Annotated in this window: 14 protein-coding genes and 1 pseudogene; 6 read left to right on the forward strand and 9 right to left on the reverse strand. The window is 73.8% G+C overall.

All coding sequences use genetic code 11. The features are described from left to right. Window positions 1-114: 114 nt before the first annotated feature. Entirely contained in the window at window positions 115-606 is a 492-nt protein-coding gene (locus ACIHCL_RS10300; protein WP_399859349.1) for a pyridoxamine 5'-phosphate oxidase family protein, read from the forward strand. Between the two features lie 41 nt (window positions 607-647). Here the strand turns inward: ACIHCL_RS10300 and ACIHCL_RS10305 are convergent, their stop codons facing one another. From ACIHCL_RS10305 to ACIHCL_RS10325, 5 genes are all read right to left on the reverse strand, one after another. After that, window positions 648-902: a hypothetical protein gene (locus ACIHCL_RS10305; protein ID WP_399859351.1), complete on the reverse strand. Its 255-nt coding sequence runs from the start codon at window positions 900-902 to the stop codon at window positions 648-650. 56 nt (window positions 903-958) lie between these two features. After that, window positions 959-1,543, reverse strand: a complete 585-nt coding sequence (locus ACIHCL_RS10310; protein ID WP_399859354.1) for a TerD family protein — start codon at window positions 1,541-1,543, stop codon at window positions 959-961. A gap of 144 nt (window positions 1,544-1,687) precedes the next feature. Continuing rightward, complete coding sequence (locus tag ACIHCL_RS10315) at window positions 1,688-2,449, reverse strand: polysaccharide deacetylase family protein (RefSeq protein WP_399859357.1); 762 nt, start codon at window positions 2,447-2,449, stop codon at window positions 1,688-1,690. 28 nt (window positions 2,450-2,477) lie between these two features. Further along, the gene (locus tag ACIHCL_RS10320; RefSeq protein WP_399859360.1) at window positions 2,478-3,410 is read right to left on the reverse strand and encodes a DMT family transporter; all 933 of its coding nucleotides are present in this window, start codon (window positions 3,408-3,410) and stop codon (window positions 2,478-2,480) included. Between the two features lie 14 nt (window positions 3,411-3,424). Continuing rightward, window positions 3,425-4,240, reverse strand: coding sequence for an SDR family NAD(P)-dependent oxidoreductase (locus ACIHCL_RS10325; protein WP_399859362.1), 816 nt, complete (start codon window positions 4,238-4,240; stop codon window positions 3,425-3,427). 433 nt (window positions 4,241-4,673) lie between these two features. On the opposite strand from ACIHCL_RS10325, the gene ACIHCL_RS10330 reads away from it, so the two are divergent. Further along, the gene (locus ACIHCL_RS10330; protein ID WP_399859365.1) at window positions 4,674-5,822 is read left to right on the forward strand and encodes a galactosyldiacylglycerol synthase; all 1,149 of its coding nucleotides are present in this window, start codon (window positions 4,674-4,676) and stop codon (window positions 5,820-5,822) included. Window positions 5,823-5,834: 12 nt separating this feature from the next. On the opposite strand, the gene ACIHCL_RS10335 is transcribed toward ACIHCL_RS10330, so the two are convergent. Further along, window positions 5,835-6,971, reverse strand: coding sequence for a hypothetical protein (locus ACIHCL_RS10335; protein WP_399859367.1), 1,137 nt, complete (start codon window positions 6,969-6,971; stop codon window positions 5,835-5,837). Window positions 6,972-7,489: 518 nt separating this feature from the next. Between ACIHCL_RS10335 and ACIHCL_RS10340 the strand changes: the two genes are divergently transcribed. Then, window positions 7,490-7,987: an archease gene (locus tag ACIHCL_RS10340; RefSeq protein WP_399859369.1), complete on the forward strand. Its 498-nt coding sequence runs from the start codon at window positions 7,490-7,492 to the stop codon at window positions 7,985-7,987. 34 nt (window positions 7,988-8,021) lie between these two features. Then, window positions 8,022-9,449 (forward strand): RtcB family protein, encoded by a 1,428-nt coding sequence (locus ACIHCL_RS10345; protein ID WP_399859371.1) that lies wholly within the window; start codon window positions 8,022-8,024, stop codon window positions 9,447-9,449. Window positions 9,450-9,543: 94 nt separating this feature from the next. Here the strand turns inward: ACIHCL_RS10345 and ACIHCL_RS10350 are convergent. Both ACIHCL_RS10350 and ACIHCL_RS10355 read right to left on the reverse strand, forming a co-directional pair. Next, window positions 9,544-11,203, reverse strand: a pseudogene (locus ACIHCL_RS10350) (helix-turn-helix domain-containing protein). A gap of 12 nt (window positions 11,204-11,215) precedes the next feature. Continuing rightward, on the reverse strand, window positions 11,216-11,548 hold the full coding sequence (locus tag ACIHCL_RS10355; RefSeq protein ID WP_399859373.1) for a hypothetical protein: 333 nt from the start codon (window positions 11,546-11,548) through the stop codon (window positions 11,216-11,218). Between the two features lie 115 nt (window positions 11,549-11,663). Here ACIHCL_RS10355 and ACIHCL_RS10360 point away from each other — a divergent pair, with 115 nt between their 5' ends. Next, entirely contained in the window at window positions 11,664-11,870 is a 207-nt protein-coding gene (locus tag ACIHCL_RS10360) for a DUF5988 family protein (protein WP_399859376.1), read from the forward strand. Between the two features lie 576 nt (window positions 11,871-12,446). Beyond that, window positions 12,447-13,064 (forward strand): hypothetical protein, encoded by a 618-nt coding sequence (locus ACIHCL_RS10365; RefSeq protein WP_399859379.1) that lies wholly within the window; start codon window positions 12,447-12,449, stop codon window positions 13,062-13,064. Between the two features lie 103 nt (window positions 13,065-13,167). Here the strand turns inward: ACIHCL_RS10365 and ACIHCL_RS10370 are convergent, their stop codons facing one another. Next, window positions 13,168-13,683 carry a lytic polysaccharide monooxygenase auxiliary activity family 9 protein gene (locus tag ACIHCL_RS10370; RefSeq protein ID WP_399859382.1) on the reverse strand — a complete coding sequence of 172 codons (516 nt, stop codon included), beginning with the start codon at window positions 13,681-13,683 and terminating at the stop codon, window positions 13,168-13,170. Window positions 13,684-14,119 lie beyond the last annotated feature (436 nt).

Below are 14,119 nucleotides of genomic sequence, written 5' to 3' on the forward strand. Positions count from 1 at the left end.
TGTACTCGTACCGCAGACGAGCACATCAGGAGACGAGGCCGCCCCCATGAGCCACGCAGGTCGCCAGTCATGAGCCACACAGGTCACCGGCCGCCGCCCCGGTCACCCCTGCCCATGGCCGCGAGACCGGCCGCGCACGGCCGGTCGGAAGGATCCGCGGTCCACGCACCGGAGGCCGGCTGGCCGCGCCACACCGTCGAGCTGACGAGCGGTCAGGCCCTCGGGCTGCTCGGCGAGGTGTCGTTCGGGCGGATCGTCTTCACCCAGCACGCACTGCCCGCGATCCGGCCGGTGAACCATGTGCTGGACCGCGGCCGGATCGTCATCCGGACCCACGGGGACTCGGATCTGTTCCTCCAGGCCCGGGACCACGGCGACCGCGGGGTCGTGGTCGCCTACCAGGCCGACGTCATCGATCCGTTGACCCATCTGGGGTGGAGCGTCGTCGCAACGGGCTACTGCCGGCCGGTGACCGATCCCGAGTCCCTGGTCCGCTATCAGCGCCTCATCCGGCCCTGGTCGGACCGGATGATGGACTGCGCGGTGCACATCCGGCCGCATCTGGTCACCGGCATCCGGCTGGCCGAGGGCGGCGGGCGCGGATGAGCCGACGGCCCGGAGCGTCCGGTGAGGAAGGTTCCCGGCGTTCACCAGGGCCCCCATCCCGTGTACGCGTGGTGGGGGGCCATCACGTACTCCCCGCTGTCGGCGTCGAAGGCGCGTACCGGTGAGGCGTCGTCATCGAGCAGGTCCCGGGTGGTGCGCCCCCGGGCGCCCTCGGCGCACAGGGTGAGGCCGTCTTCGCCCGCCCGCCGGAGCTCGGTCCGCGTGTGTCCGTCCCGGCAACCGCCGGAAGGCGCCCCGACCACCTCGGTCGGCGCCCCGGCCCGGCCCGACCGCACCCGGCCGGGGCGTACCGACCGGGGCCGCGCGCACGCGCCGGGGCGGGGCGGCCGGGCTACTTGCTGACGGCGAAACGCATCAGGTCCCGCTCGTCGCCCTGCTTGATCTTCCCGGTCTCGTTGATCACTTCGAGCTTCCAGCCCGCGCCGACCCGCATCGCCTTGGCCACGGCGCAGCCGTTGTCGTTGGTGAGCAGGCTCGGCCAGATGTCGGCGACCTGCTGGCTGCTGCCGCCCGTCGCGTCGTACACCTTGAAGCTGATGTTGCGCGCGTTCTGGAAGGCACTGCGCTTCTTGTAGGCGGCGGCGATGAACACGATGGACGTGATGTTGGGCGGGATCCGGGCGAACTCGACGGTGACCGTCTCGTCGTCGCCGTCGCCGCGCCCGGTCTGGTTGTCCCCGCTGTGGACCAACGAGCCGTTGCCCATGGGGTCCAGGGAGTCCAGCCCGGCCAGCCGGACCGGCTCCGCTCCCTGCATGGCGACGGCGATCAGGTCGAGGTCGGTGCCGACCTTCTGCCGGAGCTTGCCCAACAGCCCGCCGCTGCTCCCGGCGGTCGGGTCCCAGGACGCCCCGATGGACAGATGGGTCACCCCGTCCAGATCGGCCGGGCCGTCTTCCTTCTTCAGCGTGATCATGCGTGATCCCTCTTGGTGGGTCGGACTGCTACCCCTGAAGTGTGCCTGGTCTGCCCGCACTCCACCCAGCCGGGTGGATTCCCGGTGCGGTCCCCGGTCGGTGCGACACCTTTCGGTGTGATTCGCCACCTACTTGACGACCCGTCAGCAAATCTTTCCCGTGCGGGCGGGCACGAGACCGTGTTCGGCGAGCGGGCCGACGGCCAGTCCCTCGGCGCGGATGCCGTCGACGAGTCCGGGCAGTGCCGCGAGAGCGGGCCGCCGACGGCCGGACGCCGAGGGACCGGCGTCGTGCAGCAGGACCGTGCCGCCGCCCCGGAGGTCACGGCGCACGGTGGCCAGGACGCTCTCGGCGGTCGCGTCGTCGGTCCAGTCCCGGCCCCAGGCGGACCACAGGACCGGGCGCAGTCCGCAGCGCACGGCCGCCGCCCAGCGTCCGCCGGTCAGGATGCCGTACGGCGGCCGATACCACAGGGGCCATACACCCGAGACCCGCCTGACCGCCGCCACGGCACGGGAGACCTCGCGCACGTCCCGGCCCGCGGCGGGGAGCCAGGGGCGGCTGTGCGTCCATCCGTGGACGGCCAGTTCATGGCCGCGGCGGGCGATGTCACGGCCGAGTTCCGGGTGGCGCAGCAGACTCTCCCCCAGCACGAAGAACGTGGCGCGTACGGAGAGCCGGTCCAGTGCGTCGAGGACGTGCGGGGTGGAGCGGGGGTCGGGCCCGTCGTCGAAGGTCAGGGCGACATGATGGGTGCGGCCGAGGCCGGCCAGGGCGGGGAAGCAGGTCCGGCGCGGGCCCGCGAGCCAGGTGCCGGCCGGGGCGATGTGCGCGGTCAGCACCAGAGCCGACACCGCCAACGGGACGCGCAGTCCCGGCGGGACGCGCTGGTATCGGTGGTTCATCGGGTCCTCGTCCTCTCCGTCGGTGCGGCTATCGGTGGTGGCCCGGCGGGCTCTCGCGCGATGTCTCCCCCGCCGTGTCCCAGTGCCCTGCCACCGCCGGGGAACGCGACAGGCCCACGGTCCCGGCGGCCAGCAGGAGCGCCCCGGCCACGGCCGGCAGCGCATGGGCTCCCACGGCGATCCGTTCGCCGAACAGCACCGCGCCCAGGACCACGCTCACCAGCGCGTCCCCGAGGGTGAGGGCCGGCTGCGAGACGGTCAGCGTCCCGGCGCGCAGGGTGCTCTGCAGCAGCACCAGGCTCAGCAGGCCGATGCCGCACATCACGTACGGGTAGCCGGTCTTCAGGACCTCCGCCCCGTCCGGGATCCGGCCCGCGACCTCTTTGACCAGCCCGGCGGTGCAGGCGAAGCAGACGGCCGTGGCACAGCCGAGCACAGCGGTGCGGGTGGCGCCGCGGACGGTACGGGCGACCAGGGTCAGCGTGAACACCGCCGCCGCGGCGCAGGCTCCGGCGAGCAGCCAGGCACCTGCTTCGGCGCTTCCCTCGCCCGGCGACGGACCGGCGGCGGCCAGAAAGAGCGTCAGTCCGACGGCGAGCATCAGGAAGGACGACCAGGTCCTGCCGTCCGGGCGGTGGTGGAACACGACGGTGCCGAGCAGAAGTGTGAAGAGCAGTTCGCTCGCCATCAGCGGCTGCACCACCGACATGCTGCCGACCGCCAGCGCCGCCGCCTGGAGCGCGGTGGACAGTCCGAGCGCCGACGCGCCCGCCAGCCAGAAGGGCCGCCGCACCAGCCGGGCCGAACGGCGCACCGCGTGACGCACCGCCCGGCACGTGTCCGGTGCGCCGCCCGCCCCTTCGCTCGCCGCCTGTTCCATGGCGGCCCGCCGTTGCAGCACGGAGGCGGCGCCGTTGGCGACGGCCGCCAGCAGTGCCAGGGTCACGGCGAGCACGTCCATGCGTACCGGCGGATTCAGCCGAAGCGGGCGGCGAGCCGGTGGTAGAGCCCGGGGGCCACCGAGCGCACGCACCCGGGCAGGCGCAGCCAGCCGGGGACGTACACCTCGTCGCGGCGCGCGGCATAGGCGTCCCAGACGGCGTCGGCGACCCGCTCCGGCGGCATCGGGCGGGGCCACGAACGGGCGTAGGGCCTGCCCCGGCGGTCGAAGAACGGGGTGTCCACGACCCCCGGGACCAGATGGGTGATGTGCACTCCGGTTCCCGCCAGTTCGTGGCGGAGGGCGTCGGCGAAGGTTCCGATCGCCGCCTTCGCCGCGGAGTAGACCACCTCGCCGCGGACTCCGGTGGATCCCGCCACCGATCCGATGAGCGTGATGTGTCCGCGCCCGGCCGCGAGCATGTGCGGCAGCAGAAGCCGCACCAGACGGACGACGGACACCAGGTCGACGGTGAGGACCCGGTCGGCGGCGGCGGCCGGCATGGACTCGAAGGGACCGGCCCAGCCGACGCCGGCGGCCGCGACGAGCAGGTCCACCCGGCCTGCGAGGTCGAGGGCCTGCCGGGCGAGCCGCTCCGTTCCGCCGGGCGCCATCAGGTCCGCGTAGAGCGCCGTCGAGCGCGTCGCCCCCGCGACGCGCTCCAGCCGCTCGCGGTCCCGGCCGGTGACCAGCAGCCGCCAGCCCTCCTCGGCCGCGATCCGGTGCGCGACCGCGGCCCCGATGCCCGAGGAGGCCCCCGTCACCAGCGCCACGCCGGTCCGGACGGCGCGGCCGTCCGACACGCCGCCGTCCGGCATGCCGCGGCGGGCGGTTCCCGGACCAGATGACATGGCCTCTCCCCTGTGTCGGCACGGTGCGGCGCGTCGCCTCCCCGCCCGGGGATTCGGGCTCGCTCGGAGATCCGGGCCGGGGACCTCGCGCCGCCGGGTCTGGTTAGGAGTAGCCCGGGGGCGCTCGGACAAAACCGCCGCGCCCCACACCTCACTGAACCGCACGGCACGGCCCCCGCGCGCAGAATGGGACCACCACGCCCAGTTCCCACGGCGCCGGTTCCGCGCGCGCCGCCGATCTCAGGGGTGATCAGGTGCCTGCTGCCCATACGGACGGCGCTTCGGGGCCGGACCGAACCCCCGGCCGACCGGGTGAACGTGTGCCGCGGCGCGCGGCGGGATCCCCGCCGTCGGCCGGTTCCGGTCGCGGGGCGGCGCCTCCCGGTTCCTGGGGCGGCCCGGTGCCCGGACGGCGCCCAGGGGCGGTGGGCCGATGAGCCCGGCACCCGGCCGCTTCCTCGTCCTGAGCGCCGGCATGGGCTCCGGGCACGACGCGGTGGCGGCCGAGCTCGCCCGCCGGCTGGAGGTCGGCGGTGGGCGAACGACGACGGTCGACGTCCTGGACCTGCTGCCCCCGGGGGTCGGTGCCGGGCTGCGCGACTTCTACCGGACGGTCATCCGCCGGGCCCCGTTCGTGTACGCCGGGCTGTACGCGGCGTTCTTCCGCGGCCCGGGCGGCGGTCTCCCCCGCCCCGGCAGCGCTCCGCTGGCGGGGCTCGCACAGCGGCGGCTGCTGGAGCTCGTCGCGCGGTGGCGCCCGGACGTGGTCGTCCCCGTCTTCCATCTGGCCGCCCAGCTCACCGGTGGTCTGCGCGCCCGCGGGGCCCTCCGGGTGCCGAGCGCCGTGGTCATCACCGATTTCGCCGTGCACCGCCAGTGGCTCCATCCGGGCAACGACCTCCACCTGTGCCTGACGCCCGGTCTGGCCCGCCTGGTGCGACGGGCCGCGGGGCGCCCGGCCGTTGTCTCCGGCGCCCTGGTGGCACCCCGCTTCCACGCCCCGGCGCCGACGGCCGCGCGGTGGCGGCGGCGCATCGGCTCGACGGACCGTCCCGCGGTGCTGGTCTCGACGGGGGCTTGGGGGGCGGGCTCCCGGGTGGTGGACACCGCGCGGTTGCTGGCCTCGGCGGGGTACCGCCCGGTCGTGCTCTGCGGGGGCGACACGCGTCTGCTGCGGAGCGTGGCCCGTGTCCCGCACACGGACGCCCTGGGCTGGGTGGACGACGTACGGGGCGTCATGGCGGCCACCCGCGCCCTCGTCGACAACGCGGCGGGCCAGACGGCGCTGGAGGCACTGGCCGCCGGGCTGCCCGTGGTGGGCCACCGGCCGATTCCGGGCCACGGCGAGGAGGGCGTGCGGAGCATGGCGGCGCTCGGTCTCGCCGACCACGCCCCGGATCCGTGGGCGCTGCTGAGGGCGCTGGACGAGGTGACCGCCCCGGGGCCGGCCCGCGAGCGGCGCCTGTCCGCGGCCCGCGGCCTGTTCCGCGGGGCGGGGGTGCGCCCGCTGGAGGAGTTGGCGCGGACCGGACCCGTTCCCCGGAAGGAGGCCGGGACGCCCGGCGGGCCGAGGACGCTCTGACCGGAGGCCGGTTCAGTAGCGGAGCGTGCCCGCGATGCCGACGCTGTCGGGGAGTGTGCCGTCGGGCACGAAACGCACCTCCGAGTCGGCGTCCAGGGCCGCCTCGACGAGGCTGTCGACGATGTCCGTCTCGACGCCCTCGGGGGCCGGTTCGCCCTCTGGCACGTCGACGATGTGCAGCTGGTGGTTCTCGTCGGCGCGCCCGGCCGCGCGCAGGCCCTCCTCCACCAGGACCAGGGCGGCCCTGTGGTCCACGACCGTGTGCCACACCTCCGCGAGTCCCGCGACGAACGCCTTGCGACCGCGGGCCGCGTCCAGTTCCCGGCGGGCCTGTGCCGCGCGCTCCTCGCGGATCTTGTGGAAGACGGGTTCCAGCCGCTTCTCCAGCTGGGGTACGGCGTGCTTCTCGGCCCCCGTCAGCTCCAGCGTGCCCACCGTCGCCCCGGTGTGGCGGGAGATCTTCCCGAAGGCGGTGGTCAGCTCGGGGCTGCCCACCAGGATCATGGGCAGGTTCCGGTCGGTCATGGCTCGGGCGAAGCGCTCCTCGATGTCGGAGACGTACTGTCCGACGCGGGCCGCGCGGTAGCCCGTGCGGTCGGTACCGTATGCCGGGCCGGGGATGGCGTCGTCGCGGGAGGGGACCTGCGGCTCGGCCGGGAATCCGTGGGCGGCGACCTCGGTCAGGTTCCCCGCGTGGGCCAGGTAGAGCCTGCTCTCCTCCTGGTCGAGGACCAGCACCCAGTACGGCCGCGCGTACAGGTGGGCCGCGACCAGGTTGCGCGTGAGGAACGTGGTCGTGATCTCGATGCGTTCGGGGACGTCGTGCGGGGAGACGAACTGCCAGGCCTGCGGGTCCTCTCCCGGCGCGAACAGCAGGAGCAGCCCGTCCTCGGAGCGCTGGGCTTCGAACAGCCGCAGGACGGCGTCCTCGTCGAGCTGCCGCTCCAGTCGCAAGCAGGTGTCGCGGTCGACCGCCGGGTCTTCCTTGATGCGTCGCGTCGCCTCGCCGAGGAGGTTGCGCAGGCGGATCGGGTCCTGCTCGTTGTCGGGCCTGGCCCGGTGGGTCGGCATGAGCAGCGAGATCGCCGGGAAGGGGCGCGGGCGACGCAGGTCCTTGAGCACGGCCGGAGTCAGGTCACTGGTGCGCATCCATGGCCTCCCTGGAGCGGCGGGAAACGGTGATCGCATCCAGGGGACCACGCCGCGGTGGGACCCGCGACCGGGCGGCACTGCCCCGGGCCGGTGCGGGGCCGGTGCCCGGGGAGCGGATCAGCCCACCGTCGTGGGCGACGATCCGCCCGCCACGACGAGGCGGGGCGCGCCGGTGCCGTTCGCGGGGACGGTCCGGACGGCGCTCGCCCGGCCGTCGGCACCGGGCAGCGCACAGGCGTCCGTGCCGTCGTCCAGCCAGGCCCCCTGCGCCGGATGCGTGGAACCGGTCGCGGGCGGGGCCGCCGGGGGCGGGTGCCGGGGCGGCCGTGAGCGGATGACGGGTGCCCCGTCCGGTGGCCAGTAACACCGCAAGGTGCGCCACGGGGACGGGCCGCGCCCCGTGGCGCACCTTGCGGGTTGCCGTGGAGCGGGGTGCGGGACGACGCTGGAGAGAGCGGCGGCCCGCGGGGCCGGGGATCGGGCCGCGTACCCGGAGACGACGGGGAGGCGCCGGCGTGGAAGGCCGGGAACCCGTGCCGCGGCGGCATCCCGGCGCACACGGCCACCGGACCGTGCCGCACACCGCGGACCTGCGGGTGGAGGCGTGGGCGTCGACGGCCGGGGACTGCGTCGCCGAGGCCGTGCGCGCGGCGGTGGAGAGCTTCGCCGACCCGTCCGGCGCGGCCCCGGTCGGGGAGCACGTGTGCGAGGTCGCGGCCGGCTCCGCCGAGGATCTGCTGGTGTCCGTCCTGGAGGAGATGATCTACCGGCTGGACGCGTACGGGGAGATTCCGGTCCACGTGGAGGTGGACATGGACGTGACGGCGGGCGACGCGGACGCGGGAGCGGATCGCACGGCCGCTGCGGGACCGGTGGCGTCGGTGCGCTTCCGGATGGCCGACGCCGGGGCCGCCCGGGAGGTCGGCGCGGTACCGAAGGCGGTCTCGCTCCACGGCCTGCGGCTGTGGCACGGCCCCGCCGGCTGGACCTGCCGGGTGACCCTCGACGTCTGAGCGCGGGCCGGCCGGCGACCGGAGGTGAAGGGTCATGGAGATCGCACTGGCGGAACTGAGTCCGCACCGGTTCCGGATCGACCGGCGGGAGCCTATGCGCGTACCGGGTCTGGTGTTCGCCTCGCGGGCGCTGCTGCCACAGGCGTCCGGGGACAGGGCACTGGAGCAGGTGGCGAATGTGGCCACGCTCCCGGGCATCGTGCGCGCCTCCTTCGCCATGCCCGATGTCCACTGGGGCTACGGCTTCCCGATCGGCGGGGTGGCCGCCACGGACATCTCCCGCGGCGGGGTCGTCTCGCCGGGCGGCGTCGGGTTCGACATCTCGTGCGGTGTGCGGCTGCTGGCCGCCGGTATCGACCGCGAGGCGCTCGGCCACGACCGGATGCGCCGCCTGATGGACGCCCTCGACCGCACCGTCCCGCGCGGCATGGGGCGGGGCGGCCTGTGGAAGCTGTCCGGCACCGGGGAGATGGACGAACTGCTGGTCGGCGGCGCGCGGTACGCGGTCGAGCGCGGCCACGGCGTGCCGCGCGACCTCGCACGCTGCGAGGACTACGGCGTACTGGAGGGCGCCGCGCCGGGGGAGGTGAGCACGCGGGCCGTCGAGCGCGGGCTGCACCAGGTGGGAAGCCTCGGATCGGGCAACCACTTCCTGGAGGTGCAGGCGGTGGACCGGATCCATGATCCCGCCACGGCGGCGGCCTTCGGGCTGCGGACGGGCCAGGTGTGCGTCATGATCCACTGCGGCTCGCGGGGCCTGGGGCACCAGGTGTGCACGGACCACGTCCGCGTGATGGACCAGGAGCTGCATCGGCACGGCATCCGGGTCCCGGACCGGCAACTGGCCTGTACCCCGGTCGACTCGCCGCGCGGCCGCGCCTATCTGAGGGCGATGGCAGCGGCCGCCAACTACGGCCGGGCCAACCGGCAGTTGCTGTCGGAAGCCGCCCGCCGCGCCTTCGCCACGGCCACCGGGGCGGGCCTGGACCTGGTCTACGACATCTCGCACAACACCGCCAAGATCGAGACCCATGAGGTGGACGGAGTGCGGCGCTCGCTGTGCGTCCATCGCAAGGGCGCGACGCGGGCACTGCCGCCCGGCGACCCGGATCTGCCCGAGGACCTCGTCCGGGCGGGCCAGCCGGTGCTGGTCCCCGGGACGATGGGCACCGGTTCGTACGTCATGGTCGGCCTGCCCGGCAACGACGCGTTCCACTCCGCCTGCCACGGCGCCGGCCGGGTCTGGAGCCGCCACCGGGCGCTGCGCACGGTCCGCGGCGAGCAGCTGCGCGACGAACTGGAGGCCCGCGGCATCGCCGTGCGTCCCTCCTCGTGGCGCGGTCTCGCCGAGGAGACGCCGGAGGCGTACAAGGACGTCGACGCGGTCGTCGAGGCCACCGAGGGCGCCGGACTCGCCCGGCCGGTCGCCCGACTGGTGCCGCTGGGCGTCGTCAAGGGGTGAGTGGACGGTTTCCCCGTCCGGCCGGGATTCCCGGTGGCCGTCGGACACGCCGGCGGCGGGGCGCTGGGGGCGCAGCCGGTCGCCCCCTGTCCCCCTATCCCCCGATGCCGCCGGGGTCGTCCGGGTCCTCGGTGTCCGCACCGTCGTCGCCGACGGCGTAGGTGTCCTTGACCTTGACCTCGGCGACGCCCCGCCCCTCGGGGAAGACGCGCCGTCAGTCACCGATGACGTGCAGTTCGTCGGTGCCCGTCGCCCGTACGACGGCGAGTCCTTCCTCATGGGCCTTGAGGGCCTTCATCCAGAGGTTGGCGAACGCCTGCGAGCGGATGATGTGCATCCAGTCCGGCCGGTTCGACTCCCGGTTGTAGTTCGACTCCCCCATGGTGGAGACGAACTTCGAGTACATCGCCTTCACGTACTCCAGCGTCACCTCGTCATCGCCGGCGAGTGCCGTGTCCCTGGCCTCGTTGAGCGCGACGCGGAACTTCTCCAGCAGGTTCTCGGTGGCGCCGGAGGTGAACGACTCGTGGATCTCCGGTGGTTCGCACAGCCCGTACTTCGGGCCGGACAGACGCAGCAGGAGGCGGCGGGGTCGGTTCGGTCGCCCACAGCGGGCCGGGTTCGTCACGGTTGCCGATCGGCTTGGGCAGCACCGCAGCGTGGTCCCACTCGGGCGGGATGATCAGGTGGACACCGGCGCGGCGGCGGTCGTGGGCGAAGCCGGTGGAGTGCTCCAACTGCCCCAACGGCAGATGCGTCTTGAGGGCGGAGAGGTAGGCGCCGTTGACGTCGAGCGCCGTCACCTCGTGGCGGCCGGGCGGGAGTTCATGACGGGTCCATTTCGGGCGCCTCCCAGATCTGGTCCGCTCCCCGGGACGTCTGTTTCTTCAGGATGTCGGGGATCCAGGGGTGAGCGATCAGGTCGTAGCGGGCGCCCCTGCGGGTCTCGTCCAGCAGACGCATCGCGTCCGGGATCGCTCGCCTCGACAGGGCGGCGACGGCGGCGTCGACGTCGCCGCGGTGCTCGGCCAGCGTGCCCCGGACCGCCTCGTGGACCGAAACCGGCCGGACCGGCCGGTTCCGGCAGGGCGCGCCGGGCCGGTGTGCCGGAACGCCGCGCCGGGCCCCTCGCGGGCTTCGTGTCCGCGCCGGATGCGGTGGGCCGCACCGGCGCGGGACGGGCGGACGGACCGGCGACGCGGGCGGCGGCTGAGGGGGTGTCGGGGGATCCGGCCGTCGTACCGGCCGGGCGGCAGTCGGCCGCGTCCAGGTGCTGGGCGAAGCCCGCGACCCGCTGGGGGGCCGGATGTCCGCACAGCACGCTCGGGGGCGGCGAGGGGCTCCACCTCGTCGGGCCCGGACCCCGGCTCCGGCGCGGCGACGGCCGACGCGCCGCGGGCCGAAGCGGGCCCTTCCTCGACCGGGGCCTCGCCCCCGGTTCCGCCCTCGTCACCGGAATCGGCGCCGGGTCCCCGGTCCGGTGCGGGGCTCTCGGCGGATGGCCCGGGTTCCGCGCCCAGCGTGGCCCGGAGCCCGTCCAGCAGGTACGCGTATTTGGTGCGCGTCTCACCGGAAGGGTCCCGGCCGCTCTCCCACCCGGCCGCGGTCGACGGGCCCACCCCGAGCGCCCGCGCCACCTGCGCCCTGGACAGCCGGGCCCGCTCCCGCAGAGCGCGGCGCACCTCGGCGGCCGGGAGTTCGGCCTACGGGCCGACGGCGGCGAGCAGCGAGTCGATCGCGTCGAAATCACTCACCGGACAGGCCCTTCAGATGTAGGTCACGGGGTTGCGGGACAGATGCGGGCTGGGAGTGGGGCGCCCGACACGCGGATCACCGCGCAGCAACTCGCCCTGGAGCGCGAAGCGGTCGCCGTGCTTGGAGATGCCGGTGATCCTCGCCACCGCGAGCACGGTTCCCGCGGCGTTGATGATCTGCGCCTCGCTCTGGGACAGGGCCCGGTCGGCGTTGAACTTCCAGACGCCCCGGCCGGCCTCCCACGCCTCGTCCTCGCTCATTCCCGGACGCCACCCGAGGAGCGTGCGCGCCAGGCCGTCGCCCACGTCCGCGGCACGCTCCGGGCCGATCCGGATCTGCAGCATCCGTCCACCCCTCAGGGATACTCCTCAACTTGTTGCGAAGTTTGCATCGGCCGGGCGGACAGGGCCTCGGCGCGTCACGGAGAAGCCCGAGCAGCCACCGGAGAGACTGCATTTCATGGCGAACACACCGAGAGCATTCCTCGAAGGCGGCCCCGACGACCTCCCCGAGCGCATCGTCTCCCTCACCACCCCGGGAGACGACGTCAAGATCCCGTTCCGGGGCGGATACGAGCACTTCAGAGTCACCACGCGCCGCCGGGACACCGAAGAGGGCCAACTGCCCGTCTACGAATGGTGGGAGCGCACGGAGTTCCCGGGCTGAGCACCCCCCGGGGCGCGCCCCCTCCCCCGACGGGGATACAGCCGGGGCATCAGCACCGCTTTCGGGCCATGCACCGCAGCGGTGCGGGCGGGCACCGCCCACACCGGTACGACCAGCAGGCGGAGGTGTCACCGGGCGGCCCACGGCACCGCTCTCCGCCCGGTCACCCGCCCACGGCATCGCCCCGCCGCATCGCGGCCCCGGCGGCGCGGCGCAGCACGACGCCGTACGAAGCAGCCGTACGAAGCAGCAGGCCGGAGGGCGGAACACAACCGGCACCGAAGGCGCGGCGGGCACCATTACCCGGGCGTGTCAATGAATGACACGCTTTCGCGGGGGTGAGCAGGACTCCAGAAGTCGCCCGGACAGCCCAACGAAACCTCAAGAAGCCTTAGATCCACGGCAGTTGATAGATCATCAGATTATCTGGAAATAGCATTCGGCGTACGGTGTGTCCCCCGATGGGCGTTCCGGCGCCGCACGGCAACGTGTCCGATATGACAGGTATGGGGACCGTCAGTACGTTCAATCACGGGCCGACTGCTCAGCCGGCCTCCCTGAGACAGGAGAAGTGACATGGTTACCCGTTCCACCGTTGTTACCGGTGCTGTCGCGGCCGCGGCGGCCCTGGCGGCCACCGGCATCACCTACGCCTCGGCCGCCACTTCCGAGCCGGCCCAGGCGGCCCCCATCGTCCAGCAGGCCGCCCCCACCACGGCCCTCACCGGCGGAGACTCCGGCAAGGGCAACGAGGGCAAGGGCAACGAGGGCAAGGGCTACGGCGGCGGAGGCGGAGGCGGACACGAGAAGCGCCGCCACCACCACCGGCACCACCACAAGGGCCGCATCCACATCAACGAGCGCACCTACTCCGACGAGCGCGGCGGCTGCGTGACCGTGGTCAGCGGTCTCGGCTCCAGGACCCTCAACATCCGCAACGAGAGCCACCGCACCATCGAGGTGTTCCGCGGTGTCACCTGCGACAACGGCGCCCCCATCGCCACCGTCGGGCCCTGGAGCTCCAGCGACGGGGTCCACCCGGGCCGCGTGAAGGGCGGCGTCCACGTCCACAACGGGATCGTCGGCAGCTTCCGCGTGATCCATCACCACCACCACGGCCACCACGGCGGCCACGGCGGTGACGGCGGCGGATACGGCGGCGACTACGACGACGACTTCGGCGGCCGCGACTGATCCAACCACCCACCCCACACACAACCCCGGCCCGCCGGAATCGGGCCGGGGTTCCGTGTGCCCCCACCAGAACCGACGGCAGGGGCGGGCATCAGACTCCGAGTCAGCCGACGTTGACGTCGACGCAGGCGTAGAAGGCGTTGGCGGTGTCGGCGATGTTCCACACCGCGAGCACCTTCTGCTTACCGCTCAAGCCGCCGAAGCTCACCTGGTGGGTGACCGTCGCTCCCGGCTGAGCCCCGTTGTCGTTGAACTCCGCGATCTTCTGGCCGCCCGCGTAGTACTGCCAGGTGCTCGTGGCGTGCCGTGCGGTCAGGACCCACTGGAAGGCCGTGGTCCGGCCGACCGGAGTCACCTTCCAGCCCTTGGCGTCGTTGTCGAGATCGGCGAAGCGGCCGTTGCCGCCGCTGCAACTGGTCAGCCCCTTGGGGCCTTCCACGCTCTGCGGCTCGTACTTGATGTCTCCGCAGCTCACGGTCCCGGCGGCGCACTGGGCCTGACGGCTGGGCGGCGACGAGATGTATCCGTGGGCGTTGGCGGAACCGGCCGGAAGGCTCAGGGCCAGAACCGGTGCCAGCGCGGCACCGATGGCTGCGGCTGTCTTCCTTTTCGCGTGCATGCTTCTCCTTCACATGAGGCGTCGCTGCGCGCGGCCGGGCCGTGGGGGCCCGACGACGGCAGGCCGGCCTCTCCAGTGTGGGGCCGAGATGTGCGAAGGGCTGGCAAGTCCGCCGGAACGCACGCCGCGCGGTCGCGGGCGTCCATGCGACGGCCTTGCACTTGGACCAGACCATAGCCAACGCAGAGTCGCCGTCAAGAGTGGCGGTGCGCCCGGAGTTCACGAAGTCCGCTTCGACATGCCCCGCCGGCCGCCCCACTTCCCGCGAGCCCCGTCGAGGCGGCGGCCTCCCGGACCACGTTCCCGCGGACGTGCGACCGGCCGGTCACGGACACCCCGCCACCGGGTCCGGCCGTCCGGCGAGCGACGACCCGCCGCACCGGCCCGACGCGGCACCGACGCCGCGGCCAGGGCGGACTCGCCACGCCCGCGGCGC

The sequence above is a fragment of the Streptomyces sp. NPDC052042 genome, from assembly GCF_044548345.1.
In the GTDB taxonomy this organism is placed as follows: domain Bacteria; phylum Actinomycetota; class Actinomycetes; order Streptomycetales; family Streptomycetaceae; genus Streptomyces.